Origin of the sequence: Prevotella sp. P5-50, assembly GCF_002251295.1 — a bacterium.
Lineage (GTDB): Bacteria > Bacteroidota > Bacteroidia > Bacteroidales > Bacteroidaceae > Prevotella.
In genome coordinates this window covers 82,595-109,300 of sequence record NZ_NPJA01000051.1, presented here as the reverse complement: position 1 = coordinate 109,300, position 26,706 = coordinate 82,595, and the positions used below count along the sequence as shown (strand labels likewise).

Here is a 26,706-nt window from a genome sequence, read left to right as displayed (position 1 = left end):
GTATGTGCAGGATGATTTAGATCATCTGCTGTTGTTGAACTGCTATTGGTTGTTTAGAGATTGCGCAATTCGTGGATAGTCTGTTCTGGTTGCTTGCTTTTGAATACGTAACTACCGCTGACAAGAACATCCACACCGGCTTTAACCAAGCGTGGCGCAGTCTCGCCCTGTACTCCACCATCCACTTCGATTAGTGCTTTACTGCCAGTTTGGTCGAGTAATTGGCGCAAGCGCTGCACCTTGCCGATGGTGTTTTCAATGAATTTTTGTCCGCCAAATCCAGGATTGACGCTCATCAGCAATACCATATCCACATCTGCTGCAATGTCTTCCAATACGGAAACAGGTGTGGCGGGATTGAGTGTGACACCGGCTTTCATGCCAGCATCGTGTATTTCCTGTACTGTGCGGTGTAAGTGGCGACAGGCTTCTACGTGAACATTCATCATCATAGCGCCAAGTTTAGCGGTTTGCTTGATATACTGTTCTGGATTTACAATCATGTAATGCACATCCAATGGTTTGGTGCACTTTGATGCAACAGCTTCGAGTACAGGAAAGCCGAAGGAGATATTGGGTACAAAAACCCCGTCCATAACATCGAGATGAAGCCAGTCTGCTTCACTTCTGTTGATCATTTCAATATCGCGGTCGAGGTGCAGAAAGTCGGCCGCCAGTAATGATGGAGATACTTTAGTCATCTTGTCAGTTGTTGATTTAAGTTTCAAGTTCAGTTCATCCCCACTACCTTGACAGTCCCATCGCTTTCAACAATGGTCTTGTAGGTACGAGCCACCTGTTTAATGAGCAGGATGGTTGTTTCGTTGGGTTTGTCCGTTTCGTGCTTATTGGCGCTTGACATCGGCTTTTTCCTTATAGTTTTCTATAAGAATAAACGAGGTCTTTGCCGTTTTAGTATATTTTTAAAGTGATTTTTTTACTTATCCCACGTGACACTGATCCAGTTCCTTCATGCCATTCATGAAGTCGCGTGCCATCATGCGCTTCTTTCCTGCCAGTTGAAGTTCCTCGAAACAGAGCCATTCATCAATAGTGGCCACCAGCAAGCGCTTACCTTCTATGCAGATTGTGCCTGGTGCAGCGGTGGTGGATTGACCGGTTTTGCTTGTGCGATAGACTTTCAACAGTGTCTCTTTACCATCTGGTGTTATCAGATTGGTCCAAGCTCCTGGTATGGGACAGAGGCCGCGCACGAAGTCATACACCTGTTTTGCTTTCTGGTTCCAATTGATTTCGCAGTTTTCTTTGAACAGTTTCGGAGCGTCTTTGAGGTCCTTGTCTTCTATCTTTTCGCTTTGTGCCACGGTCGCAGGATGCCCATTGGTAGCCACAATTTGTTCGAGCGTTTCGAGACAGAGTTGTGCGCCGAGGTGCATCAGTCCGTCATAAACATATTCCACATCGGCATCGTCTGGAATGTCGAAAGGCTTGCTCATGATGATACGACCAGTATCAATATCGTGGTCGAGGAAGAATGTTGTCACGCCAGTTTGTGTTTCACCATTGATGATGGCCCAGTTGATGGGCGCCGCACCACGGTATTGTGGCAGTAGGGCAGCGTGTACATTGAATGTGCCATATTCGGGCATTGCCCATACCACTTCGGGTAACATGCGGAAAGCCACTACCACCTGAAGGTTGGCATTGTAGCTCTTCAACTGTTCCACGAAGTTCTCGTCTTTCATCTTCTCAGGTTGTAACACCGGTAATCCATGTTCCAAAGCATATTTTTTGACGGCAGGTGCTTGGAGTACCGAACCGTGTCTTCCTACGGGTTTATCGGGTTTGGTGACTACAGCCACTACATTATAGTCGTGTTCTACCAGTGCTTGCAGTGTCTCTACGGCAAACTCCGGTGTTCCCATAAATACTATTCTAAGGTCTTCTTTCTTCATCATTAATATGATTGCTACACATTATTAATATAAATAGATGCTATTCCTGACTGAAGTCGCGCACCATCTTACGATACATACCGTATATGCGTTTCTGTGAGATATAGCCACGCAGACAGCGGTCAGCGTCAAGTACAGGCAGCCAGTCAGCCTGTGTTCGTTCAAAAGCCTTCATTACATCAGTCATCGGCATGCCATCGGTGAGTACTGCAGCCGGTTTAGTCATGAGTTGACTGGCATGGAAATGGTGATATAGTTCGGTGCGGAACATCACGTGGCGAATGCGTATAATATCTATTTCCCCTAACAGATGTCCTGCAGCGTCAGTAACAGGAAGCACACTTTGTTTAGAGCGACTGATCTTATGTACCATTTGTCCGAGTTCCATATCAGCATCCACCGATTGGTAGTCGCGGTCTATTACGGTTTCCATATTCATCAGTGTGAGCACAGAATGGTCGGTGTGGTGGGTGAGCAACTTACCTTGTCGGGCGAGTCGCATACCATATATACTATGCGGTTCAAAGATGATGATGGTGAGATATGCCGATACCGAAACAATCATCAACGGCATGAATAGGTTGTATCCACTGGTAATCTCGGCGATGAGGAATGTTCCTGTCAGCGGTGCATGCATCACTCCCGACATGACTCCAGCCATGCCCAATAGTGCAAAGTTCTTTTCTGGCACATATATTCCCACTTGATTCATGTTCCACAAGCGTGAGAAGACGAATCCGGTGAAGCATCCTATGAACAAACTGGGTGCGAAAGTACCACCACAACCGCCGCCTCCATTGGTTGCCGATGTGGCGAACACCTTGGTGAAGAGCACCAGCGATAGATATATCATCAGATATTCCGGATGTCCGTAGAATAGTGAACCGTCGAGAATCTGGTTCCAGTCTGTCTCCGATTTACCGTTGAGCAACAGGTTGATGGCATGGTATCCTTCGCCATAGAGTGAAGGAAAGAGGAAGATCAGCGTGCTCAGAACAACGCCACCGATAAGGAGTTTGACGTATGGCTTGTTTTTAAATCGAGCATAAACATCCTCGCAGGCATTCATAGACCGTATGAAATAGAGGCTGACGAGACCGCAGGTGATTCCTAATAGAATAGATGCCGGTACACGTTCCACCGTCCAGTCGTTGTCGAGATGGAAGGTGAATAGTGTTGAGGCACCGCTGAAAATATAGGTGAAGCAGGTTGCTGTCACACACGATACCAATACAGGCAACAGCGAAGCCATGGTCAAATCGATCATCAATACTTCCAGCGTGAATACCAATCCTGCAATCGGCGCCTTAAAGATTCCGGCAATGGCACCAGCAGCACCGCATCCTACGAGCGTCATCAGCGTTTTGTTGTCGAGTCGAAACAGTTGCCCGAGCCTTGACCCGATGGCCGATCCCGTCAAAACGATAGGCGCCTCAGCTCCCACCGAACCACCAAAACCGATGGTGATGGCTGATGCAATGACCGATGACCATGTGTTGTGGGCTTTCAGTCGCGACTTGTTTGACGAGATGGCATATAGTATTCGCGTGATACCGTGAGATATATTGTCTTTGACGACATGTCTCACAAAAAGCGAGGTAAGGTAGATGCCGATGACAGGATATACCAGATAGAGCCAGTTGTAACTTGTTGCAGTAAACTTACCCGTCAGCAGTGAGCCTATCAGGTCAATCATACTGTGCAGGATGAAAGCGGCTACAGCAGACAACAGGCCCACAAAGAACGCCAGAACGAGTAGAAACATTCTGTCGCTAATGTGTGTTACCCGCCATTCGTGAATGCGGTGTCTCCAGTCTGTGCGTGTCGCTATTTCATGTTGACTCATATCTGTTCTCTTGTTTCGGTCTGTTGGTTGAGGGGGTTGCTATTTGCGGATGATGGTCACTTGACCGTCTTCTGTCAGTTTAATGATGCTCGATGGCTTGTGAGGCTTATGCTCCTGTCGGCGGCTCCAGCATACATAATCTACGGCTTCGATAATCTTCGGATCGATGTCGGGGTAGTTTTGTGCAGCAGGTTCACCGCTGATGTTTGCCGATGTAGATACCAGCGCTTTCTGGAATCGGAAGCATAGCTCCTTGGAGAAAGGCTCCTGAGTGATGCGTATGCCGACGGAACCATCTTCGGCAATAAGGTTTTCTGCTAAATTGACCGCACCGTCGAGAATAACGGTAGTAGGTTTGTCGCAGCAGTCGAGCAACTGCCATGCCACATCGGGCACTTTGCGGATGTATCGTTGCAGGCGTGCATCGCTATCCACGAGGCAGATGAGTGCCTTCGAATCATCACGTTGTTTGATGTCATAAACACGTTTCACCGCTTCGCTGTTGGTAGCATCGCAACCTATTCCCCATACGGTATCGGTGGGGTAGAGTATAACGCCTCCCTTGCGGAGCACTTCCACAGCCTTACGAATATCTTCTTCTCTGGTCATTTGTTGGTATGTTTTTAGAATTCTGAAGTGAAATGGAACTTGATGTTCTCAAAGTCCTGTTGTGCCATAGACAATACATAGCTTGAGTCAGCGAGAAACACATCGCGTCCGTCCTTATCTTTTGCCATATACTGATACTTGCGCTTTTTGAAGTTGTCGAGCTCTGCGGCATTGTCGCTTTCTATCCAACAAGCCTTGTAGAGATGTACGGGTTCCCATCGGCATTTTGCGTTGTACTCGTTTTCCAAACGGTACTGGATGACCTCAAACTGCAGTTGTCCTACCGTACCGATAATCTTTCTGCCGTTAAACTGGTTGACAAACAACTGTGCCACACCTTCGTCCATCAACTGGTCGATACCCTTCTGCAATTGTTTTGACTTCATTGGATCGTCGTTCTCAATGTATTTGAAGAGTTCGGGCGAGAATGATGGCAGTCCGCGGAAGTGGAGCTTTTCACCTTCGGTCAGCGTGTCTCCGATTTTGAAGATACCATTGTCTGGCAGACCGACAATGTCTCCGGGCCATGCTTCGTCGATAGTACTCTTGCGCTGTGCCATAAACTGTGTGGGACTTGAGAAACGCAGCGTCTTGCCCTGTCTGACGTGCAAATAAGGCTGGTTGCGCTGGAATTTACCCGAACATACTTTGCAGAAAGCGATACACGAACGGTGGTTGGGGTCGATATTGGCAGTGATTTTGAAGATAAATCCCGTGAATTTAGGTTCGTCGGGCTTTACCATGCGCTCTTCTGCTTTAGTCTCACGAGGACTCGGAGCTATTTCTACAAAGCAGTTGAGCAGTTCCTGTACACCGAAATTGTTGAGTGCCGAACCGAAGAATACAGGTGCTACTTCGGCAGAGCGATAGGTCTCTACGTCAAATTCAGGATATACACCATCTACGAGTTCAAGGTCTTCACGCAGTTTGTCAGCATCGCGTTCACCGACTTTCTCGTCGAGTTCTTTGCTGTTGATGTCTATTTCTACCTTTTCTGTTACTCGCTGTTTGTCGGGAGTAAAGAGGTCGAGCTTCTGTTCGTAGATATTATAAACACCCTTGAACTTTGCACCTTGGTTGATGGGCCATGACAGTGGACGCACTTTGATGCCCAGTTCCTGTTCGAGTTCATCGAGCAGATCGAATGGGTCGCGTCCTTCTCGGTCCATCTTATTGATGAAGATGATAACAGGCGTATTGCGCATGCGACATACGTTCATCAGTTTGCGAGTCTGTGCCTCTACACCTTTAGCGCTATCCACTACGATGATGGCAGAATCCACAGCTGTAAGTGTACGATAGGTATCTTCTGCAAAATCCTGGTGACCCGGTGTGTCGAGGATGTTCACTTTGTATTCAATGTCGCCACCTGCAGGTGTGTAGTCAAATTCCATAACTGATGTAGATACCGAGATACCGCGTTGTTTCTCGATATCCATCCAGTCGGAAGTGGCTGTCTTCTTGATTTTGTTGCTCTTTACAGCACCAGCCACCTGTATCTGTCCACCAAACAAGAGGAATTTCTCCGTCAGCGTTGTCTTACCGGCATCAGGGTGGGAGATGATGGCAAATGTTCTTCTTCTTTCTATTTCTTGATTCATAACTTATCGATACACTGTTTCAAACTGTCTTCCCAATAGGGAATATCTATGTTGTATGTGGTTTTAATCTTTGTCTTGTCGAGCACGCTGTAGTGTGGACGTGGCGCAGCAGAAGGATATTCTGCTGTGTGGAGCGGTCTTACCCGGCAGGTATTGATGCCAGCCAACCGATGGATAGCCTTGGTGAAATCATACCATGAGATGACTCCTTCATTGGAGAAATGGTAGATGCCAGGCTTGATGCCCTGTCCTATAGCAGTCATAATGGCGTTAGCCAAATCGTGTGCATAGGTGGGTGTGCCTATTTGGTCGAACACCACCCCAATGCTGTCTCGCTCCTTTCCCAATCTGATCATCGTCTTGACGAAATTGTTTCCAAAGATGGAATAGAGCCATGCTGTGCGCACTATCATGGTGCGCTTGCAGTATTTCTGCACGTTGATTTCTCCTTCCAGTTTTGTTCTGCCATAGACACTGTTGGGCTTGGTCGTGTCGGTTTCAACGTATGGTGTATGGTTTGTGCCGTCAAACACGTAGTCTGTGGATATCTGAACCATCCATCCGTTGCGTTTCTCTATAGTCTGTGCCAGATATGCAGGAGCAGTGGCATTGAGTGTTGTGCAGAGTTGTTCATCCGTTTCTGCCTTGTCAACGGCAGTATATGCCGCGCAGTTGATGATGCCGTCTATGTGGTGTTCATCCACAAAGTGAGCAATGGCATCGCTATCGGTGATGTCGAGTTCGTCGCGGTCTGTATTATAATAGGTGTGCTGTGGATAGTTATTCTCCAGCAGTTGTATCTCGTTGCCCAACTGTCCGTGGCAACCTGTTACAAGGATGTTCATCTTCCTATTCAAATTGCAGTGGTTCTTCTTTGTCTTTGAGATAATAGTCGTTGAGCATACCGATAAGTGTGCTAATCTCTTGTATGGCATGCTGTGTGTTGGGTGTTATCTCTTTTTTCTGCAACCGCAACATCATCACGCCATATAGCGAGTTGAAGCAAGTCTCTATCTCGTTTTCGTCTTTGCTTGCGCCATGGTTGCGCAACTCTACGATATAGGGTAGCACTTTGTAATATTCGGCGCTGTAGAACGGAAACTTTGTACTACCCAATAGTTGGGTATGTAGCTCCTGCAACATCTGCAGTGTCACCTTGTTGATCTGCAAGTGTCCTTTCTCCCGACAACCTTCCGAGTTCATCATTCTGATGAGGTTTCCAAACCAGTCAGCCTCATCTTCTTTCTGTTCGTCGGTATAGTCGAAGCGCTCGATGTATTCGCGTCGTATGCGGCTCAGCGAGCAGTCGAATGCTCTGATAATGTCTTCCACCTGCCACATATATAGCAGATACTCTGCTATGTTAGTCTTTCTGAGTTGTTGTGCTATTTGCATAATCTGTCTTATGTGCTAAAAGCGGTAAAGGTTGGTACATGTTCCGAAGAGGAATATGACGGAGAAGATGATGACAATGGCACCGATGATCTGATTAATGATGCGTATGCCACTGGAGTCGAAGATGCCTCGCACCTTGTCTATCAGCCATGTCAGTCCATACCACCAGACGAGTGCCCCACCCACAATGCTTGCAAATCCGACAATCATCTCAAATGGTCTGTTTGGAATGACAAATGCAAATTGTGCGAAGAGACCCATGAATAGAAATATAATCAACGGATTGGAGAAAGTGACGAGAAATGCCGTGATGGCATTGTGTGTCATCGATCCGCGTTGTTTACCTGATTGATGGATATTTTTGGTAGGGTCTGATCTCCATGTGTAGATACCAAACGACAGTAGAATGATGCTGCCAATGATCTGCAGATAGAATTTATTCGTGTCGTTATTGATGATGTCCATGACAAAAGCCATACCAAAGCCAGTGATGGCAGCATAGATGATGTCGCTCACTGCGGCACCCACTCCTGTGATGAATCCATACCATCGGCCTTTGTTCAGTGTGCGTTGCACACAGAGTACGCCTACAGGTCCCATAGGAGCTGAGGCAATCATGCCGATTAGCATTCCCTTGAATACCAAATCGACTATATTTATATGTATTGGAAACGGCATATCAAGTGCAAAGATACAAAGAATGTGTGTATCTCGTACATTTCTTTGGAAAAAACTTTGTTTATTCGATGTTTTTTTCATAACTTTGCCACTTGAAATTCGAAAATCAATAACTTAAAATACAATTTATAAACTTATGAGTGAACAGCAAGGCATCAAACCATATGTCATAGGACTCGATCTCGGAGGCACCAATTCTGTCTTTGGAATCGTAGATTCACGTGGTGACATTAAAACTCAAACAGCCATTAAGACTGGCGGATATACTTGTGCAGAAGATTTTGTTAAGGCTTCTGTCGAAGCACTTCTCCCTATCATTGACCAAGTAGGAGGTATTGAGAAAATAAAAGCCATGGGTATTGGTGCACCTAACGGCAATTTCTATAGAGGAACCATAGAGTTTGCTCCCAATCTGCCATGGGCACACGATGGCATTGTGCCATTGGCACAGATGTTCAGCGATGCACTCGGCATTCCTGTTGGCTTGACCAACGATGCCAATGCTGCTGCATTGGGTGAAATGGTATATGGTGTGGCACGCGGCATGAAGAATTTTATCGTCATCACCCTTGGTACCGGAGTTGGTTCGGGTGTGGTTGTCAATGGACAGCTGCTCTACGGTCACGATGGATTTGCCGGTGAGTTAGGTCACGTCACTATGGTTCGTGGTGCTCAAGGTCGCATTTGCGGTTGCGGTCGCACTGGATGTTTGGAGGCTTATTGCTCTGCCACAGGTGTGGCACGCACTGCCCGCGAGATGCTTGAGAAGACCGAGCGTCCCTCATTGCTCCGCGAGCTGGATGCCGAAAAGATTACTTCGCTCGACGTAAGCATTGCCGCAGGCAAGGGTGACGAACTGGCTAAAGAGATTTTCGACTTCACTGGTACGATGCTTGGTGAAGCCTGTGCCGACTTCGCAGCATTCTCTTCTCCTGAGGCATTCATCTTCTTTGGTGGCCTGGTGAAAGCCGGTAAGCTCATCATGGATCCTATCAAAGTAGCATATGACAACCACGTGATGAACATTTTCAAGGGTAAGGCCCAGTTCTTGGTGAGCGGACTCGATGGCGCTTCGGCTGCTGTTCTTGGTGCGTCAGCCATCGGTTGGGAAATCTAATCCCTCATCCATCAGATAGTAACGCAAACTATTATCATAATTGCCACAGTTGCCAGCATTGTGCAACTGTGGTATTTTTTTGCTGTTTTGTTTGGTGGTTCCGTGGAATTATACTATCTTTGCAACGTCAAGGTACGCATAACAGCGTTTAAAAGGGAATGTGAGTGAGAATCTCCTACTGTCCCGCAGCTGTGAGTTCCCTTAGCACATTCCAAGCAAAACAATCCACTGCCCTTTATGGCGGGAAGGAGTTTGGAGTGGGAACAAAGTCAGAAGACCTGCCTCGATGTTAATATGCGCATCGCTCTCGATGTAAGGGCGACCGTGCGACAATACTGATTAAGACCAAAAAGCACAAGAGGGCCACCATGTGGTTGCTCTTAGTCATAGTTATACATGTATAAGTATTTTGATGTAAGTTTATTTCGTTTGTTGAAAGTCCAGCCGTGATGGCTGGGCTTTTCTGATTTCTTGCGACCGCCACAGCCCATGTTTTGATGATTTATCTAACGTAGTTTTGTTGTCCGTGTAACATATTGATGTTCAAAAGGTAATATCCATAGCTTGGCAAATCAAATTGTTTTCCTCGGCAAATCAAATTGTTTTCCTCGGCAAATCAAATTGTTTTCCTCACCAAATCAAATTGTTTTCCTCACCAAATTCATTGAAATTGCTCACCAAATTCATTGAGATTGCTGAGCAAATTCATTGAATTTACTGATCCATGTACCTTGTGAACGGATGCAATGTAATGATAAATTGTGTGTATGCGGCTTTGTGAAAGGATGTGGAAAATAGAATTTTGATGGCGTGAGAAACCAAGTGGCGGCTTTCTGCAGATAGATACTCTGCGAAAGCATAGGGAGAGTGATGGGGCAGAAAGCTGTTTGTAGGCTGTGCGTGCGTCATGCATAGCTGTGCATGCCACCAAGGAAATAGTTGACACCGAAGTAGGTCATCAACACCGAGAAGAATGCGATGAGCATATAAAGATGGTATGCCACAGGTCGATGGGGCGCAAAGAAAGTGGTGCGGTGTAGTGGAACGGCATAAACGAGCAGGGTGATGAGTGCCCAAACCTCTTTCGGATCCCAGCTCCAATACTTTCCCCACGACACGTTAGCCCATACCGCACCGAGGAATATGCCGCCTGCCAACAGGAAAACGGCTGGATATAGCATCAGTTGAGACAGTACGGTGAGCAATTCCTCGTGGCCGGTATGGCCACGATGATGGGCTATCAGAGCCACTATGCCACTCATCATGGTGAAAGCCAAGAGTGCATAAGCCATCATGACGAGGCTGACGTGGATGGTGAGCAATGGCGACTGGAGTACGGGCATGAGTGATGTAATCTGCGGATTCATCTCGCTCAGATGGGCTATCAGTAGGGTGAACCCCGACAGCAGCAGGGCAAACGGAACGATAATAGATAGGCGGCGATGGAACATCACACCGACGGTTTGCAGCGCAAGAGCGAGAAAAAGCATGGTTTCAAAGCCGTTGCCCAAGGGGATGCGACCGCTGATGTACCAGCGCAAAGCATAGCCTGCCACCAATACCAACCACGATAGTCCTCCCAAGAGGCAGACCGTTTGCCATAAGCAATGGCGGAAACGAAACGCAGGGATGAGCAACAGGCAGAATGCCAATATGCCCAAGGTGAGATTGGTTATAAACAGCAGACTGACAAAGGGTATGCGGTTGTAACATATCTCTGCCACGAGGCGGTGCTGATTGATAGCCACACCACTTGCCGGGCGCAACAGTTCACCTTCGGTGAGCATCAGTATGATGCCCACTTTCTCGTCGAGATCTCTGACAGCCTTAGTTTCCCCACCGCAGGCAATGAGTTGTTGCAGTCGATACTGACCTGTATTGTCGAAGAGATCGGCAAGGCGGGCATATTTACCGTCGATGCCCAACTGTTGGCGCAACTTGCTGTCTTTCACCAAGAGCATTGGTTCGTCAGACCAAGTCTCAGGACGCTGCATCCAACCATATAACACTTGTTCGGCAGTAAGTCCTTTATAGGAGGTGCGCCCATAGAGTTTAAGTAGGAAATCGCGTGCCAGCGTGTTGAGTGGTGCTATTCGGTCGTTATAGACCACCGGCATTTCAGCCAACCGATTGGCTCGTTCTGCCGTGATAGTAGGCACACTTCGGGCATGTACAGACATGGAGCAAACTATCAGCAGCATGAGTGTAGCACCATGGCGCAACAGGGGTGACCGCAGTAAGCGACCGAATGTTTCGCGCCGGTCGATGAGCAACCAGACCATCGATAATGCCAGTAATACATAGCCGCCATAGCTGATGGGAGTGCCCCATGGGTCGTAGTTGACTGTAAGTACCGAACCTTGACGGTCAGGGTCAAACGATGTTTGGTAGAAACGATAGCCCTCCACCTCAAGAATATGGTTCATCGAGATGGTGGCTTCATGGTGTTGACGGTCTGCCGTAATGTAGGTTACCTGGCTCTGAAAGTCTTGTGGCGCCTCTGTACCAGGATAGCAAACTACGGAGAAACCTTGTAGGGTCATCTGCTGAAAAGGCAATGGTGCCGACAGCTGTGAGTCTTTGATGGTGTAGCAATCTGCCGGTTGGCCTTTGCGCAAATGGAGTGTGCCCTCGCTACTGGTCAGCCATGAGGCGGCAGCCCCTGCCAGTATCAGCAACAGTGCAGCATGAAGCAACATCACACCCAGTCGCCGCCAGAGGCGCATGCGCCATATAGCCGCCATGCCCCCCAAGGCCATCAATGCCCAAAGCGCAAAGAACCATGAGGTGTGATAGACATGTGTGGCAGCATACGAAGCCCCATGGCGTTGCTCCACGAAGGTGGCAACAGCCATGGTGGCTATGAGTATGGTCATAAGCAGCGTGAGAACGATGCGGAGATGCTTCATCTTTGGATGTTGTAACGTAAACTTTACAATGTTATCAGAATGGGTTGAACTGCGGGTGGTGGGTCTTGCGCACTGCCATGCACTCCATTTCAATCAGCCAACCCGGTCGGCATACTGGTGCGTGGACTATCACGTAGGGATGTCCAGGGAAGCGTTCGGCAAACAACTGACTGACTACAGCATAGTCGGCAGTGTCGCGCAGATAGACCACCATCATGCCTACGTCCTCCATGGTGCAGTCGGCTTCAGCCAACAGCGCTTCTACATTCTCCCACATGCGGTGGGTCTGACGGCGAATGTCCTTGGGATAGACAATCTGCCCCTTGTTGTCGATACTGGCAGTGCCCGATATAAACACTTGTCGGCGGTCGCCATAATCGACCATGGTGCCTCGCTCAAAGCTCACACCATACTCGCTGGTGCGGTTCAGGTGGGTAGGAGCATAGAGATATGCCACTTGCTCTTTCTCAATACCAGCCACGGCATAGGTGTCCAACTGTGTCAGCACGTTAGGGTCTGCCTGTCTGCCACCAATGCCGGTAGAGGCTATGAAGTGGGTCTTGGCAGTAAGTCCTTGGGTGAAGAAGAACTGGTTTCTCGCACGCACCACACCGCCATAGTTCAAATCCACATCGTTGACAAAAAACCAAGTGCGTATGCAGTTGTCCTTCAGCGTGCATCCCTCCTCAATGAGCTGCAGGTTGTATTCGTTGAAAAGCAGGCGAGTCTGATATTCAGAGTTGGTTGCCATGTTGTGGGCACTGCCGCTCCAAAGGTGACGGTAAGCACCGTGGCGCACCTCATAAAGGCCACTTTGACCTATTCCGGTCTGTACGTCGGTCATCAGATAAACCCACAGTGCCACCTTGGTGCCGTCGAGCGGAGCCTGCTGGATGATACTTTTGGCACAATCGGTCATATCGGCGGCAGCCACTTCATCTTCCTGATTGGCAGAGTCGCTTAGGAAATAGCGCTTGAAGATGCAGCGTGCACCATGCAAAGTGTTTTCTACCAGTGTGGAATAGGCATCCATGATGGCTTGCAACTGCTGTGGAAAATCCATAGTGGCATCATCGACATGGATTATGGCATGGTATTCTTTCACTGCCGTGTCATTGTCGAAACAGAAGATGTCGGCATGTGCCTTTTCGTATTGTATCGTGTTCAGTCTATTCATATCTTTCTTTGATGTTATTGCTCTGCACCTCCGTCAATCCAACTGTCGATAAGGGGCAGGATAAGTTCTGCGTTCTTTTCCGACACAAGGTCGAAGTGGTTCATAGAGATACCCTCTACATGTTCGTTGTGTAGCACCATGTGTAGCACACTCTCTGCGGCATTGCCAGGCGCTACGAGTTGGTGACCTTCCACTTTTCTGGATGCCACACCTACCAGTGCTGCATACGATTTGCCTGCCGTAAGGTTGAGGCCTGCTGCGGCATGATTGCTTGCGCCGTGGCAGTTGGCACAGGTTGTGTTGAGGTATCCCTCCTGTATAGCATTGAGCATACTGGCATCTACGGTGCCCAACTCCAGTCGGATGGTGTCGCGCACACCTTCGGTTGCCACTTCGCTAAACGTCACTACGTTTCTGCGCAGACGGTCGAGCACACAGAGGCGAACACTCGTCACCTGGTCGGGAATATTGTTCAGCGTCATGCTCACCTGTCCGTCGGCATTGGCCCGAACGGCTTTAGAGATGCTGGCATAGTCATCGCCTTCGGCAAAGCCTGCCAGTGACACGGTGTAATTATCGGTCCAATGGTCCAAACCAGTAATGGTTGCCGTGAGTCGGGCTGATCGTCCGGTGGTGTCAACAGCCACCTCATTATAGATGCGTCCGTCGTCGCAGGCTGCCAACAGCAGTACAGCGATGGCAGCAAATGCGAAGATACGGATTTTCATTGACTTATACAAATATTTCATCATTAAAAAGCAAATTGCATCATGATACATGCGGTATGGGTAGCAATGCCGAGGTCATCGAGGTCGCGGTCTAATTGTGTGGCATGTCCGGTACGACCGATATACTGATACATGGCAGACAGTTTCAGATTGGTGTTAGGTACAAAATAGTTGACCACGGCTGCCGGCATGTTGAGAAAACCGTCTTTTGAAGAACCATTGCGGTCCATGAAGTCGTAACGCACGCCCAATTGCCATTGTGGAGCTACGAAATAGCCTGCTTGTGCATATCCTCCCCAGAAGTCATAAGTCTTGTCTATCTTCTGACGGTCGGTGAATCCAACATGCATGTAGTAGGCTTCGGCAGCAAAATACCATTTGTTTTTCAGCCAGGCAAACTCCAAACCGGCGCGGAAGTCGTTGGTACTCTCGTTTTCTGCCTCGTTGTTGTAGTTGGCGCTGATGCCGATAAGCATCTTGTCGAGATGTTGCATCTTGGCATTACCCTGTGTCATGGGCATCGGACCATTAGGCATATAGGTCAAACGACCAGCGTAGAGCAGTGAAGGCAAATGGTTGTCGTCGCTGAAACCTTTGGTGGCACTGTTGACAGATGGCCCTGTTCCGTTGAAAAGTCCTGCTTCATAGCCAAACTTATTGTTGATGACGCCATGCACCTCAAAGCCCAAGTCGAATCCGGTACCTATGCTTGGGGTGACGGCATTGAGGGAGTAGGGTAGGATGCTGCTTGCAGTCAGCGAAGTGGGAACCTGTGGAAACAATGTCTCGCCAAGTGTGGTGAGGTAGGCATGTGTGAAGGGTGTCTTGAATTTACCAGCGCGGAAACGCAAGGCAGGACTAACGGCATAGTCAATCCATGCCTGTTGCAACACATTGCCACCCGATGCTGCGGCATTGATACTAATGTTGTAATCGATCTTACCGAATGCCTTACCGGTGAAACCGATGATGGCATAGGGAATGGCAAAGCCACTGTTGGCAATGTTATCTTGATTATAGGCTTTGTCAAGTCCCTCGTCGTCGTAGTATTTCATGTTGAGCGTACTCTGCACATACATATAGGGCTTGAACACGAAATTGCCATCCTTAGACTGAAGGGTGAAGCCACGGTCGTCGGCAATGGGCAGCACGCCGTTCTCCATATCCATTTTGCCAGTGGTGTTGTCGGCACTCTCGGTGTTGGCGTTGGCAGCAAATTCGCTGTTGTTTTCTATCTTTTCTGTCTCGGCAAAAGCACCTGCTGAGAGCAGAGAGGCCATAATGATGGCCATGATTCTGTTGTATTTCATTGGTTGTATTTGTTGGTTTTTACCTGATTGTTGTTGGATGATACGTCTGACAAGATGCTTGAATTAAAGTGACCAAAGGAATTGTATCAGCTGGTTGCGCTGTTGTTTGGTCATGTTCTTAAACTTGTTTTTGGAGGCTTCGCCCTCGCCGCCGTGCCACATAATGGCTTCGGTGAAGTTGCGAGCCCGGCCATCGTGCAGGAAATAGGTGTGTCCGTTTACCTTTTTCTGCAGACCGATACCCCACAGCGGGGTGGTGCGCCATTCGTTTCCACGAGCCAGACCACTCACAAAATTATCGTTCAAACCCACGCCCATGATTTCTGAACCCATGTCGTGGAGTAGATAATCGGAGTAGGGGTGTATGGTTTGTCCTCCAAGCCAAGGCAATGTAGTGCCTGCCAGCAAGGTGGTGCCGCGCTTTTTGGTATGCAGCGTAGTGACGTGGCACAGGTGGCAGCCTGCCTGATAAAAGAGTTTCTGACCTTCAATGACGTCGGGATCGTTGACATTGCGACGGGCAGGAACAGCAAGTGACTGCATGTAAAGATCGACATCTTCCATCTGCTCTGTGGTGCAGTCCAGTTGTTGATAGGACAATCCCATCATCGAACCATCCTTCATCTGTGATTGTCCTTCACAGATCTCCTCTGGATAACGGCTGTTGGTGAGGCCCATATCGCTCGAAAAGCCCAGTTCGACGGTCAAATCGGCATGTTGCGCCTTGTTGCCGGAAAGTCCCAGTTGGCGCACACCACGCTCAGTGATGTAGTTGCAGCGACCGCTGATGCCCCATTCTGGATAGTTGCTCTTGCGTGCCAATGCCTCTATTTCGTTGGGGTCGAGCGCCATCATCTGCCCCATACCTACGTGGCGAAGCGGAACACGAACGGTGCAGAAGAGATCCTCAGGACGGATACTGTCGGCATACCATTCGGTGATATGCCATTTAGGGACGCAGAGCGTGTATTTTTCACCGTCTGGAAAGGAGTATGTCATCGAGTCAATAGTCACTTTTAGTTTACCTTCAGGCTTCACACCATAGATGGCTTGGTCGTGAATGACACGGCCATAGTTGGGAAAGAATGTTCCGTTGCGGCGAGTGATGTAGATTAGCGAGGAGGTAAAACCGTACTGTCCGGATCCGTCATCGCTTCCGTTTTTGAAGTTTGTCCAATAGGTTGGTTCCGTGCGACCGGCATTACGGTGGCAACTGCCACAAGAGTAGCCTGCATAGACAGGGCCGAGGCCGCCGCCATAGCCATTCTCGTTGGCAGATTTGACATTGTCGTAGAGTTGGTCGCCAGAGCTGAACCGTGAACTATAAGCCCCTGATAGCCATCTTGCGCCTTGGTCGTAGGCCACCGATGAACTATAGAAACCGGTGGAAGTGCCTGCTGATAGTTCGTAGCCAGTGGGCACATCGATGTCGGTCACATCGAGTTTTTCATCGTCGGTGCAGCTACCAAGCATGGCCAGAGCGGTCAACAGCAAAGGGAAATGCAGCCATTTATTCATGTTTAGTATGTTTCTTTTTGTTTGCCACGATAGCGAAGGCGAGGAAATGGTGACTTTCCTGCCTTCGCCATGTGTGGATAATATGGTTCTTGTGTTAGCAATTTTATTTCACGGTGCGTGCTTTACCATCTTTGAAGATGAGGAATTCCAGTGTGTGGAAACCGCGGAGGCTCTGTGCTGATTCTATCTTGTCGTCGCTCTCGCCTTCTTTCCAGTTGAGGTTAGAGAAGTCTTGTGACTTCAGAATCTGTACAATCTGTGACTGGTCGAGAGGCCAGCTGTCCATGTTGGGGTCAAGTCCAAGCTCATCAACAGGACCGAAGAGGAAGGCCTCACTCTGTTCCCAAGGAGCACGAGCATCGAGCCATGCCTGAGCGCAAGCAGAGAAATTTGCATTTGAAGGACTGGCCTTGAAAGCACGAACTGCGGTGTCGAGAGCTGCATTCTTTTCTGCCAATTCCTTGTAGGTAGGCAGTACTACTGCATCAACATACTGTTTGACGATGGGATCAAGAGTGGCATCGTCGTTGATGTTGGCATCGAAATAAGGTTTGAGTTCCTGTTCGATGAAGTTTACGAGGTCGGCACAGGCATTCATGGCAGCTACAGTTTCGGTGGTGTTGATATTGTTGCGGAATGGCTGTGTAATAGCATAGATGGCATCGGCTGCTGCGGCAATCTTCTCCTTGGCTTCGGTATCGAGTGTAGCATTCTTCTTGGCGAGTAGTGCTGACAAAGAATTGCTGTTGATGCTACCGTCGCGTGAACCATAATAGGCATTGCGGATAGAGTAGATGTTGTTGCGATAGTCGTCGCGAGAATGCCAGCTGTACCATGATTCTACGGCATAGAGTGCTTCGGTCTTGTTGCCGGCAGTGTATTTGCTGTATGGGTCGCCAATCTTGGTGTCGCCAACCTCACCTGCAATGTCGATACATCCTTCGAAAATCTGATCCACACAGTCGATGGCTGACTTATATTCTGTGGTGTTATGGTTCTTGAAGGTGTTGGCATAGCCATTGTTCCATTGGTTGTAAAGGGTGTTGGCATCCTCTTTCAGCAGGTTGGATACAGTTACCATGTAGTTTGCCCATTGCTCGGCATAAGCAGAACTGTAGTCAAGATCTGATGCCTGACTGGGGTCGATGATTGGATTGTTGACGTCGTTTTTGTCATCGCCACAGCTGACAACAGTGGCGGAGAGTGTGCATACTGATACCATCAGCAGTGCGTACTTAAAAAACTTTTTCTTCATGAGTCTGTATTGTTTTGTTGCTTATAATTTGCTTATTGGTTATTTCTTAGCGAACCACAGCATGTATGCCACACCGATACGCAGTTCGTTTTCGCTATTGTATTGGCTCGTGCCAAACATCTTGGAGGTGTCTATCTGACGAGTGGTGTAGTCGGCTTTGACTACCAAGTTGGGTAATGGACGCCAGTTGGCACCGATACTCCATAAGCTGACTTGGCATCGCTTATCGGCAATCAAACCTGATTCACATTTCTCTTGTGGGTTATAATAGTTGTAGTGCACGAAAGGATAGATAACGGGGAAGTGGGATACACCGGGGAAAAACGATTTGAGGTTCACACCTACTTCGGCGCTCCAATCTACTGCGCGCTTGGCAACAGGTCCCATACGACTGTAAGGCGACTTGTTGGAGTAGTATTTGTTGGCGGCAGTGAGTCCTGTGGTCTCAGTGATATTGCCAGAAAGGTAGTTGGCACGTGCGGTTACATAACGGTTGCTGTACTGTGCATCAAAGGAGTAGAGCAGTACGTTGATGTCGCCCATGTTGGCATAGGTAATGAGTTTGTCGGCGTTTTTGCCTGCCTTGGGATTGTAGAACATAGATGCTCCGACTCGCAAACCGGGTATTCCGCGCCAATCCAGACGTAGCGTATAGGCAGGAGCAGTGAAATTGTCGGTTTCAAGAAATCCTTGTTTCCCTCCTTGTATCCAGTTGTATGAGTCGAAACCATTGGGGTTCAGGCCTGCTGTTACCAGTGCTTGATAATCGAAAGTGGCAGCTCCTTTGCCTACTGTACCGAATAGTTCTACACCAGTCTCGTGCCAGGTAGAAGCCATAATCGTGGTCGCACCCTCTGGTCGTGCGGCTGTAAAGAAGTTCAAAGGTTCGTGATGGGCGTTGGTAAGTCCTACGGGAATGATGAGATGTCCTACGCGGACATTGAATTGTGGAGCGATGAGTCGGGTGATGTGGAATTGTTCGAGGGCAACTTCGCCACCTTTTTCCATTTCTGTTTCATATTCGCCATTCTCACTGCCTGACTGTGCTTCCATCTCTACGGCAGAACCTGTTCCACCTGCTTCGAATTCTATTTCGGCAGAAAGAATCCATTTGGGAGTAATCTTATATTCGCCTTGAAGGATGAAGCGAGGAATGGAAATCTCGTTGTGGTTGATCTTTGTATTGCCTACGCTATTGCCATAGAAGCGGTTCAATCCGTAATCTTTGAAGGTGGCAAGCATCTCACCGTAGCTTCCGATGCGCCATTTTTCATAGTCGTTGCTGTTACTCTTTTTGGGTTGAGCGGCTTTTGGCGCTGTCTCATTGCTTGTTGTTGCATCCTGAATTAGTGCATCGTTGTTGTCTTGTGAACCGATGGCCATTGCGGAAGTAGCGGTCAACAGGCCAGCTGCCATCATCAGAAATTGTCTCTTGTTCATGTCTTTGCGTCTTGTATCGTTTATTTTTCGGCTGCAAAGGTACGGTGCTTTGATGAGGCATGCAATACTCAAAAAACGTGAAATAGTGTAACGAAGGCTTTATCCGCGATACTTAATCGTGGTGATATAAAATAGTTTTAAAGATTTTCTTTTTGCTCTATTTGTTTTGTATAATGCGCTCTTTTTGATAACTTTGCACGTTGAAATCAAACGTTACAATGGGAAGAAACAAATATTCGGCTGATGAAATCAAACAGATAGCCAAACTGCTTCGCCTGAAAAATGCAAGCAATAGAGCTGGACAGAAACAAGTGCGTCACGACTTGCGCACGCAGTTTGAATTTAATATCTCTGACTTTAATGAGCCTGGAAAGGCTTTCGGTGAGGAAGAACTCCATGAGGCAGTGCGTCGTGGCGCTATTCAGATACTTGATGATGCTACCATTGAGGCGATGAAAGCCAAACGGGCACGTGATAAAGCAAGCGATGAGGCGGCCCGCCAGCAAGAAGCACTTGACAAAGGAGAACAGACCGACTGGCAGGAGGCATTGCGCGAATGGAAAGAATGGGAGAATCAGAACGATACCCAAAAATAGGTATTGTGGTTGGAAAGTATTGTCGGTTTGTCTGAAAATGACTAATTTTGCAGCGTATTAATATATATAGGTAAGCAACAATGAAAACTCTGAAAATGTATGAAGCAAGCGATAAGATGGTGACGCTTATGCGCGATAACTATCATCTATTGCAGACCTTGGAGAGCTTTGGCATTCATCTCGGATTTGGAGATAAGACTGTAAAAGAGATGTGTGAGGAGAATAATGTGGATACTTATACCTTTCTCGCTGTAGTCAATTACACTATTAACGGACATACGGACTTCAATGACGATGCACAGCTCGATGTACGTACACTGTTGCATTATCTGGAAGCGAGTCATACTTATTTTCTTGACTACCAATTGCCAACCATACGCAAGAAACTGGGTGACTGTCTGGACAGCGATAATGCCCTCGGACAATTGATAATGAAGTTCTTTGATGACTATGCTAGAGAAATTCAACGTCATATGCGATATGAGGAAAAAACTTTGTTCCCTTATGTGGAGGCATTGCTCAATGGTGAGGCAAAGAAAAACTATAATGTTGATACCTTCTCCAAACACCATGAATCCACAGACAGAGTGCTGATAGAACTTAAACTGATGGTGATTAAATATCTGCCTTCAGACGGCAAAACCAACAATAAACTCATGGCGGCGCTATACGACATCTATAACAATGAAGAGTGGTTGCGTAATCACGCTAACGTGGAAGACTACATTTTTACTCCTGCCATACGCAGATTGGAAAACCAACTGAAGCAAGATAAGGTGACGCGAAATATCTCTACGATGGTCAATAAAAGCGGCAATGATAATAATGACATGTTATCAGACCGTGAACGGGAAGTGATAGTTTCATTGGTTCAAGGCATGGCGAACAAGGAAATCGCCGATCATCTCTGTATCTCGGTCAATACGGTCATTACCCATCGAAGGAATATTGCTCGCAAACTGCAGATTCATTCGCCTGCAGGACTTACTGTTTATGCCATTGTCAATGGCTTGGTAGATATTTCAAGTGTAAAACTATAGCCGATCAGATACGGTTGATATCCACATAACCGTTCATCACAGCATAGATGGTGAGTGCGCTGACACTCTTGATATTGAGTTTCTCCATAATGTTACGGCGGTGGGTGATGACGGTAGAGAGACCTATATGTAGTTGGTCGGCAATCTCTTTGTTGATGTGACCTTCTACAATCAGTATCATCACCTCTATTTCACGATCACTCAATATTCGAGAATTTGATTCCCCCTGCATATTGGGTAAGTTGCGTCCGCCCTTGTGGGCATGCTGTTCCATCGCAAGCAATTGCTTGATAAGGTGATCTTCTGGTTGGTTAACACACAATGAATGAAAGCCTGATAAACCTGATGCTTCTTCGTTCTGCAGCGTCAGCACGATAGTTTTACGCTGGCGTTCCATGAAAAACGAACGATGGCGCAATACCACACTGATATCTACAAAATAGTGGAAATAACTATCAGGACGATTGGCTTCCAGTTCTGTAAGTGTACCGTAGGTATCTACTTCCATGATAGGCATTACGTCTTGGAGAATATGGCGAAGCCCCAATGCTGCAAGTGCATTAGGATCGATGATGGCAATGCGTGGTTTGGGCATGACTGCCCCCTGTTGTGTATTGTGTCTGTCCATTGTGTTTTCGAAAACTTCCGCAAAGGTAAAATGAATAATTGGTTCTACCAAATTTTTTTATAACGAATCTGTTTGATGGATATACCATACAGGCTTTTAGTCTGCTGAGAATATAGCATCTACTTGCTTTAGTTGGGGTTCGGTCGATGTTCGACAAACGCTGAAATAAGCCATCGAACACCACCGGTAAGGCTATGTCATACAAAGTTTTAAACTCAAGTGGTGTTCGAGTGTCCGATAATAATTGAAAACTGAAATTTATATATGCTATCATACCCGCGTTTGGAGTATGATGAACCTTCCTGTTAAACCACTGATAGAGGCTGAAAGACACGCGGGAAAACAAAAGCAGGACTTCCCAAAAGAGAAATCCTGCTGATGATATCATGTCTTTGCTTATCTACGAAAGGAAACCAAGCAGGGTACCGGCAGCAACAGCCGAACCGATTACACCGGCTACATTCGGACCCATGGCGTGCATGAGAAGGAAGTTGTGACGGTCGTATTCCAATCCGAGGTTGTTGGAAATACGTGCTGCCATAGGTACGGCACTTACACCAGCGTTTCCAATCAGTGGATTCAACTTCTTATCCTTTGGCAGGAAGAGGTTCATAATCTTCACGAAACATACACCGCTCATAGTGGCGATGATGAATGCACCAGCACCGATAGCGAAGATATAGATGGTGTTTATAGTCAGGAACTCTGATGCCTGAGTAGAACAACCTACGGTCAAACCAAGGAGCATTACCACGATGTCGTTCAGAGCAGCACCAGCTGTCTTTGCCAAACGAGTGGTCTTGCCCGATTCTTTCAGCAGATTACCGAAGAAGAGCATACCCAAAAGAGGAAGGCCTGAAGGCACGAGGAATGTGGTGAGAAGCAATCCAACGATTGGGAACAGAATACGCTCGGTCTGACTTACCTGACGCGCTGGCTTCATCTTGATGACGCGCTCCTTTTTGGTGGTAAGCAGACGCATCAATGGTGGCTGAATCAGTGGAACAAGAGCCATGTAGGAGTAAGCACAAACAGCAATGGCACCCATGAGGTTGGGAGACAATTTTGATGAAAGGAAAATGGCTGTAGGACCATCGGCGCCACCAATGATAGCAATACCAGCAGCCTGGTTTGGCTCGAAACCCAATAGCAAAGCGAACATATATGCACCGAAGATACCAAACTGTGCTGAGGCTCCAATGAGCATCAGTTTAGGATTGGCCAACAGGGCAGAGAAGTCTGTCATGGCACCAATGCCAAGGAAGATAAGTGGCGGATACCATCCCTGGCGGACACCTTGATAGAAGATGTTCAGCACAGAGTTGTCTTCATAAAGTCCAATCTCCAGTCCGGCATCAGCACGGAAGGGAATATTGCCCAGAATGATGCCTAATCCAATAGGAACAAGCAATAGGGGCTCGAAGTCCTTCTTGATGGCAAGCCAGATGAAAAGCGCTCCGACTGCTATCATGATGAGGTTTCCAGCCGTAGCATTGGCAAAACCAGTGTAGGTCAGAAACTCATTGAAGTTTTCTGCTATGAAATGTAAGAAATCCATAATCTTGCGTGTTTATCACATTTTTTATTTATCGATTAACCGATGGTCAGCAGTGCGCTGCCTTCCATTACGACATCACTTACATTGACATTGATAGCGGTTACGGTACCTGCGTATTCTGCCTCGATGTTGTTCTGCATCTTCATGGCTTCAAGCACGACAAGTGTATCGCCAATGGCTACGGTGTCACCGACCTTCACATTGATAGAAGTGATGGTGCCTGGCAGTGGAGCCTTTACTACATTGCCACTTCCTGCTGCGGCAGGAGCGGCAGCCTGAACCGGCTTTGCTGTTGGTGCAGCGGCTGCAGGAGCAACGGGAGCTGCAACCTTTGGCTTCACAATAGTAGGATGCTTAGCTGCATTGATAGGCTGCTGGAGCTCTACTTCAAACGGAATTCCGTTTACGTTTACTTTGGCGATGTTGCCTTCTACTTCCTCGATTTCTACATCGTAGTCAACACCTTGTACTTTATACTGATATTTCTTCATTGTTATAATGCGTTATTAGTGGTTGTGGGAATTTGGGGAGCTGCATGGTCGGAGGGAACGACGGGATCGTGGAAATGTGTCATTTGTGAATATTCGTCGTCCCAACGGGTTGGTTTCGGCTGGATGGTAATCACACCGCTTTCTACGTCGTGAACATCATCCTCATATTGACTGAGGGCCATACCGATGACCGCCATATATATTTCACGGTCGATACCTTTTGTTTTCAGACCATCTTGCAATACGTTACCAGTGATGCGGCTAACCTCCATTGCTGTCTCAACAGTTTTGGTGATTGGTTTGAGTGGTTGTTTGTTTGCCACCTTCTTCGCTGTTTCAATATGCTTCATAAGCAGACCGAACAAGGAGAATACAATCCAAAGCAGGGCTAAGCAAACGAATACAATACCCATTGCCATGATGGTAATGGCAAATCCATGGGGGTCTTCGCGTTTAAACTTGTCAATCTTTGATTCGCTAACAGTAGTGATGTTGGATATACCCGGAGTAACACGGTCGGCTGATTTTACTTCCCAGTCGGCGGCTGTGCCGTTGTTGGCTATACGAGCATACGATTGATCGGCTTTCAGTACCGGTACGGTGACTGAGTCAATCAATTGTGTGGCATTACCGTTGTAGAGTGCAATCCACAATGACTTTGTAGAGTCAACAGGTGTTGTCAGATGCAGTGAACCCAAATGGGGCTGACTGTTGAGAAAGAGTACAAGGTGCTGACGACCACTCAAGTTTGTGCGCAATTCTCCGTTGGGGATGATGCTCATGCGCTTGATGCGTTCGGGCACGCTCATAGAACGCTGGAGAACGGAGCTGTCAGTGGTGATATACATACCACGGATATTATAGGTTGAGTGGGAGATGTTCTCTATCTCAACCCATGCTTCACGCTGTCCGTATTCGTCCTGCAGGCTGGCGCGGTTGTTGGTCATCACTTCGTTCAGCTTGATGCTTGCATCCATTTGGGCATGCATGGCGGAAGTGCCTGCCAGCAACATAGCGCTTAACAGAAATCCGAATTTTGTCATGTTAGTAATGTAATGTATAATTATGTAAGTTTTTCGTATTATATGTATTATCGGCTGTTATCCGCAGAAGAACAGCACGATGATTTGGGCCGTGAAGATGCGAAGGAACATCGACAGCGGATAAACTGTTGAGTAACCTACAGCAGGGGCTTCGCGAGTACAGATTGAATTGGCGTATGCCAATGCGGGTGGGTCGGTATATGTACCGGCAATCATTCCTGCGATGGTGAAATAGTTGAATTTGAAATAAAGACGAGCTATAGGACCTACGATGAGGATTGGAATGATGGTTATGAGGAAACCGGTCATTACATAGAGCAGACCGTCACCTTCTACAACAGTCTCAAAGAAGTTGGCTCCTGCCTTGATACCCACACTTGCTAAGAAGAGTACCAGACCGATTTCGCGCAACATCATATTGGCCGATGTCGTTGTATAGGTTACCAATTTTACTTTATAACCATAACGTCCGATAAGAATTGCGATAATCAGCGGACCACCTGCAATACCGAGCTTCATTGGAACAGGCATTCCTGGGAATGCTACGGGCAGTGAACCGAAGATAATACCGATGATGATGCCCACGAATATCGTTGCAATATTTGGGGCATCAAGGCGACGGATAGAGTTACCCATCTCGTTGGCTACACGGTCAACAGCGTCTTCAGGACCTACTACCATAATGCGGTCACCCACTTGAAGAGGCAGACTGCTGGAGGCAAAGATATCCATGCCCTGACGGGTGATACGGGTTACATTGACACCATGTACACTTGAGAAATGCAACGATGCCAGCGATTTTCCGTTCATCTTGGGGTTGGTTACCAAGACACGCTTTGATACGAAAGGTTGGTCCTGTTGTTCCCAGTTGACCTGTATCACTGGACCGATAAAGGCGATGATAGCCTCGGCATCAGCTTCTGTACATACAATATAGAGTTGGTCACCTTTGTGGAATACGGTGTTGCGGTTTGGAATGCTCACGTGACCTTCGTGCAGAATACGTGAACATACAAAGTCGCGGTTCAAAAAGTCGTGAACCTGTAACATTGTTTTTCCTTCAAGGTAAGTGTTGGTCACTTCAAGGTGCATCTTGTGAGGCTTCTGATTGGCTTTCACACCTTCATGCTCGTTGAGTTCGTCTTCTTCTTTCTCCAAGCGAACCTTGCATATATACCTTATTAATATAGTGGCACCAATAATACCCAATACACCGAGTGGATAAGCACAAGCGTAAGCCGATGCTATCTGTGGTGCATTGTCGGTAAATACCGAACCCAATGCTTCGTTGGCAGCACCAAGTCCTGGTGTGTTGGTCACAGCACCATAGAGCGTACCTACCATCATTGGTAGGTTGCAGACGTTGGATGTGTCGAAGAAGATGAAGTAGCAGGCAAACATCACAAGAATGTTGAGTAGGATAGTCGTTATGGCCAATCCGTTCAGCTTGATGCCTGTAGTACCAAAACTCTCAAAGAAACCAGGTCCAACCTGTAGTCCTATCATGAAGACAAACAGTATAAGACCGAAGTCTTGAATAAATGTCAAGATGGGAAGTGGGGCAGTAAATCCAATGTGGCCAGCCACAATGCCAGCAAACAACACAAAGGTGACACCCAGCGAGATGCCTCCAATCTTGATTTTTCCCAAATATACACCAGTGGCAATCACCACGGCATACAGTAGCGCAATATGCGCCACAGAATCAGTTGTGGTAAATAAATCTTTTAACCATTGAAATGCTTCCATAACATGCTTTTTCTTACAGCATGCAAAGGTAGCCAAAAATTGCGCAATGGCATAATTTTTGTGCATCTTTTTTTTATAAATATCAAAATATTATTAAATCTT

General features: G+C 47.4%; 24 protein-coding genes and 1 riboswitch. Of the genes, 3 read left to right on the top strand and 21 right to left on the bottom strand.

Going from position 1 to position 26,706, the window contains the following annotated elements:
* Positions 1–53 precede the first annotated feature (53 nt).
* From rpe to CIK88_RS10945, 9 genes are all read right to left on the bottom strand, one after another.
* Positions 54–701, bottom strand: a complete 648-nt coding sequence (rpe, locus tag CIK88_RS10980; RefSeq protein WP_094436465.1) for a ribulose-phosphate 3-epimerase — start codon at positions 699–701, stop codon at positions 54–56.
* 29 nt (positions 702–730) lie between these two features.
* The gene (locus CIK88_RS12705; protein ID WP_256387694.1) at positions 731–862 is read right to left on the bottom strand and encodes a hypothetical protein; all 132 of its coding nucleotides are present in this window, start codon (positions 860–862) and stop codon (positions 731–733) included.
* A 79-nt stretch (positions 863–941) separates the two neighbouring features.
* Positions 942–1,916 carry a methionyl-tRNA formyltransferase gene (fmt, locus tag CIK88_RS10975; protein ID WP_094390185.1) on the bottom strand — a complete coding sequence of 325 codons (975 nt, stop codon included), beginning with the start codon at positions 1,914–1,916 and terminating at the stop codon, positions 942–944.
* Between the two features lie 40 nt (positions 1,917–1,956).
* Entirely contained in the window at positions 1,957–3,762 is a 1,806-nt protein-coding gene (locus CIK88_RS10970) for a chloride channel protein (protein WP_094390101.1), read from the bottom strand.
* A gap of 39 nt (positions 3,763–3,801) precedes the next feature.
* Positions 3,802–4,371, bottom strand: a complete 570-nt coding sequence (locus tag CIK88_RS10965) for an L-threonylcarbamoyladenylate synthase (protein WP_094390100.1) — start codon at positions 4,369–4,371, stop codon at positions 3,802–3,804.
* Positions 4,372–4,385: 14 nt separating this feature from the next.
* Positions 4,386–5,972, bottom strand: coding sequence for a peptide chain release factor 3 (locus CIK88_RS10960; RefSeq protein ID WP_094436463.1), 1,587 nt, complete (start codon positions 5,970–5,972; stop codon positions 4,386–4,388).
* Positions 5,969–6,817: a dTDP-4-dehydrorhamnose reductase gene (gene rfbD / locus CIK88_RS10955; protein ID WP_094436461.1), complete on the bottom strand. Its 849-nt coding sequence runs from the start codon at positions 6,815–6,817 to the stop codon at positions 5,969–5,971. The genes CIK88_RS10960 and rfbD overlap by 4 nt, the downstream gene beginning before the upstream one ends.
* A 4-nt stretch (positions 6,818–6,821) precedes the next feature.
* Complete coding sequence (locus tag CIK88_RS10950) at positions 6,822–7,367, bottom strand: DUF4924 family protein (RefSeq protein ID WP_094390097.1); 546 nt, start codon at positions 7,365–7,367, stop codon at positions 6,822–6,824.
* 15 nt (positions 7,368–7,382) lie between these two features.
* Positions 7,383–8,045, bottom strand: a complete 663-nt coding sequence (locus tag CIK88_RS10945; protein ID WP_094390096.1) for a LysE family translocator — start codon at positions 8,043–8,045, stop codon at positions 7,383–7,385.
* Positions 8,046–8,181: 136 nt separating this feature from the next.
* Between CIK88_RS10945 and CIK88_RS10940 the strand changes: the two genes are divergently transcribed.
* Positions 8,182–9,162: an ROK family protein gene (locus tag CIK88_RS10940; RefSeq protein WP_094390095.1), complete on the top strand. Its 981-nt coding sequence runs from the start codon at positions 8,182–8,184 to the stop codon at positions 9,160–9,162.
* Positions 9,163–9,275: 113 nt separating this feature from the next.
* Positions 9,276–9,463, top strand: a riboswitch (cobalamin riboswitch).
* A gap of 604 nt (positions 9,464–10,067) precedes the next feature.
* Here CIK88_RS10940 and ccsA read toward each other — a convergent pair.
* The 7 genes from ccsA to CIK88_RS10905 form a co-directional block, all read right to left on the bottom strand.
* Entirely contained in the window at positions 10,068–12,071 is a 2,004-nt protein-coding gene (ccsA, locus tag CIK88_RS10935; RefSeq protein WP_094436459.1) for a cytochrome c biogenesis protein CcsA, read from the bottom strand.
* A 34-nt stretch (positions 12,072–12,105) separates the two neighbouring features.
* The gene (locus CIK88_RS10930) at positions 12,106–13,248 is read right to left on the bottom strand and encodes a Rid family hydrolase (protein WP_094436457.1); all 1,143 of its coding nucleotides are present in this window, start codon (positions 13,246–13,248) and stop codon (positions 12,106–12,108) included.
* Between the two features lie 14 nt (positions 13,249–13,262).
* Entirely contained in the window at positions 13,263–14,000 is a 738-nt protein-coding gene (locus CIK88_RS10925) for a hypothetical protein (RefSeq protein ID WP_094436455.1), read from the bottom strand.
* The gene (locus CIK88_RS10920; RefSeq protein WP_094436453.1) at positions 14,000–15,286 is read right to left on the bottom strand and encodes a porin; all 1,287 of its coding nucleotides are present in this window, start codon (positions 15,284–15,286) and stop codon (positions 14,000–14,002) included. The genes CIK88_RS10925 and CIK88_RS10920 overlap by 1 nt, the downstream gene beginning before the upstream one ends.
* A gap of 63 nt (positions 15,287–15,349) precedes the next feature.
* The gene (locus tag CIK88_RS10915) at positions 15,350–16,759 is read right to left on the bottom strand and encodes a di-heme oxidoredictase family protein (protein WP_371327205.1); all 1,410 of its coding nucleotides are present in this window, start codon (positions 16,757–16,759) and stop codon (positions 15,350–15,352) included.
* Between the two features lie 148 nt (positions 16,760–16,907).
* Positions 16,908–18,059 carry an imelysin family protein gene (locus CIK88_RS10910; protein WP_094436449.1) on the bottom strand — a complete coding sequence of 384 codons (1,152 nt, stop codon included), beginning with the start codon at positions 18,057–18,059 and terminating at the stop codon, positions 16,908–16,910.
* A gap of 39 nt (positions 18,060–18,098) precedes the next feature.
* Entirely contained in the window at positions 18,099–19,499 is a 1,401-nt protein-coding gene (locus CIK88_RS10905; protein ID WP_094436447.1) for a hypothetical protein, read from the bottom strand.
* A 218-nt stretch (positions 19,500–19,717) separates the two neighbouring features.
* On the opposite strand from CIK88_RS10905, the gene CIK88_RS10900 reads away from it, so the two are divergent.
* Complete coding sequence (locus tag CIK88_RS10900) at positions 19,718–20,095, top strand: hypothetical protein (RefSeq protein WP_094436445.1); 378 nt, start codon at positions 19,718–19,720, stop codon at positions 20,093–20,095.
* Positions 20,096–20,175: 80 nt separating this feature from the next.
* Positions 20,176–21,135, top strand: a complete 960-nt coding sequence (locus tag CIK88_RS10895; protein ID WP_094390086.1) for a LuxR C-terminal-related transcriptional regulator — start codon at positions 20,176–20,178, stop codon at positions 21,133–21,135.
* Between the two features lie 4 nt (positions 21,136–21,139).
* Here CIK88_RS10895 and CIK88_RS10890 read toward each other — a convergent pair whose 3' ends face one another.
* From CIK88_RS10890 to CIK88_RS10870, 5 genes are all read right to left on the bottom strand, one after another.
* Complete coding sequence (locus tag CIK88_RS10890) at positions 21,140–21,763, bottom strand: response regulator transcription factor (protein WP_254046710.1); 624 nt, start codon at positions 21,761–21,763, stop codon at positions 21,140–21,142.
* A gap of 400 nt (positions 21,764–22,163) precedes the next feature.
* A complete protein-coding gene (locus tag CIK88_RS10885) occupies positions 22,164–23,324 on the bottom strand; it encodes a sodium ion-translocating decarboxylase subunit beta (protein WP_173815665.1) in 1,161 nt (386 codons plus the stop codon).
* Positions 23,325–23,356: 32 nt separating this feature from the next.
* Positions 23,357–23,812 carry an acetyl-CoA carboxylase biotin carboxyl carrier protein subunit gene (locus CIK88_RS10880; protein WP_094436443.1) on the bottom strand — a complete coding sequence of 152 codons (456 nt, stop codon included), beginning with the start codon at positions 23,810–23,812 and terminating at the stop codon, positions 23,357–23,359.
* A gap of 2 nt (positions 23,813–23,814) precedes the next feature.
* Positions 23,815–24,855 carry an OadG family transporter subunit gene (locus tag CIK88_RS10875; protein WP_094436441.1) on the bottom strand — a complete coding sequence of 347 codons (1,041 nt, stop codon included), beginning with the start codon at positions 24,853–24,855 and terminating at the stop codon, positions 23,815–23,817.
* A gap of 57 nt (positions 24,856–24,912) precedes the next feature.
* Entirely contained in the window at positions 24,913–26,604 is a 1,692-nt protein-coding gene (locus CIK88_RS10870) for a putative transporter (protein ID WP_094436439.1), read from the bottom strand.
* Positions 26,605–26,706: the final 102 nt, after the last annotated feature.

Coding starts and splice junctions, on each gene's coding strand:
- rpe (WP_094436465.1), bottom strand. CDS start 701: ATGACTAAAGTATCTCCATCATTACTGGCGGCCGACTTTCTGCACCTC.
- CIK88_RS12705 (WP_256387694.1), bottom strand. CDS start 862: ATGTCAAGCGCCAATAAGCACGAAACGGACAAACCCAACGAAACAACC.
- fmt (WP_094390185.1), bottom strand. CDS start 1,916: ATGAAGAAAGAAGACCTTAGAATAGTATTTATGGGAACACCGGAGTTT.
- CIK88_RS10970 (WP_094390101.1), bottom strand. CDS start 3,762: ATGAGTCAACATGAAATAGCGACACGCACAGACTGGAGACACCGCATT.
- CIK88_RS10965 (WP_094390100.1), bottom strand. CDS start 4,371: ATGACCAGAGAAGAAGATATTCGTAAGGCTGTGGAAGTGCTCCGCAAG.
- CIK88_RS10960 (WP_094436463.1), bottom strand. CDS start 5,972: ATGAATCAAGAAATAGAAAGAAGAAGAACATTTGCCATCATCTCCCAC.
- rfbD (WP_094436461.1), bottom strand. CDS start 6,817: ATGAACATCCTTGTAACAGGTTGCCACGGACAGTTGGGCAACGAGATA.
- CIK88_RS10950 (WP_094390097.1), bottom strand. CDS start 7,367: ATGCAAATAGCACAACAACTCAGAAAGACTAACATAGCAGAGTATCTG.
- CIK88_RS10945 (WP_094390096.1), bottom strand. CDS start 8,045: ATGCCGTTTCCAATACATATAAATATAGTCGATTTGGTATTCAAGGGA.
- CIK88_RS10940 (WP_094390095.1), top strand. CDS start 8,182: ATGAGTGAACAGCAAGGCATCAAACCATATGTCATAGGACTCGATCTC.
- ccsA (WP_094436459.1), bottom strand. CDS start 12,071: ATGAAGCATCTCCGCATCGTTCTCACGCTGCTTATGACCATACTCATA.
- CIK88_RS10930 (WP_094436457.1), bottom strand. CDS start 13,248: ATGAATAGACTGAACACGATACAATACGAAAAGGCACATGCCGACATC.
- CIK88_RS10925 (WP_094436455.1), bottom strand. CDS start 14,000: ATGATGAAATATTTGTATAAGTCAATGAAAATCCGTATCTTCGCATTT.
- CIK88_RS10920 (WP_094436453.1), bottom strand. CDS start 15,286: ATGAAATACAACAGAATCATGGCCATCATTATGGCCTCTCTGCTCTCA.
- CIK88_RS10915 (WP_371327205.1), bottom strand. CDS start 16,759: ATGCTTGGTAGCTGCACCGACGATGAAAAACTCGATGTGACCGACATC.
- CIK88_RS10910 (WP_094436449.1), bottom strand. CDS start 18,059: ATGAAGAAAAAGTTTTTTAAGTACGCACTGCTGATGGTATCAGTATGC.
- CIK88_RS10905 (WP_094436447.1), bottom strand. CDS start 19,499: ATGAACAAGAGACAATTTCTGATGATGGCAGCTGGCCTGTTGACCGCT.
- CIK88_RS10900 (WP_094436445.1), top strand. CDS start 19,718: ATGGGAAGAAACAAATATTCGGCTGATGAAATCAAACAGATAGCCAAA.
- CIK88_RS10895 (WP_094390086.1), top strand. CDS start 20,176: ATGAAAACTCTGAAAATGTATGAAGCAAGCGATAAGATGGTGACGCTT.
- CIK88_RS10890 (WP_254046710.1), bottom strand. CDS start 21,763: ATGGACAGACACAATACACAACAGGGGGCAGTCATGCCCAAACCACGC.
- CIK88_RS10880 (WP_094436443.1), bottom strand. CDS start 23,812: ATGAAGAAATATCAGTATAAAGTACAAGGTGTTGACTACGATGTAGAA.
- CIK88_RS10875 (WP_094436441.1), bottom strand. CDS start 24,855: ATGACAAAATTCGGATTTCTGTTAAGCGCTATGTTGCTGGCAGGCACT.
- CIK88_RS10870 (WP_094436439.1), bottom strand. CDS start 26,604: ATGGAAGCATTTCAATGGTTAAAAGATTTATTTACCACAACTGATTCT.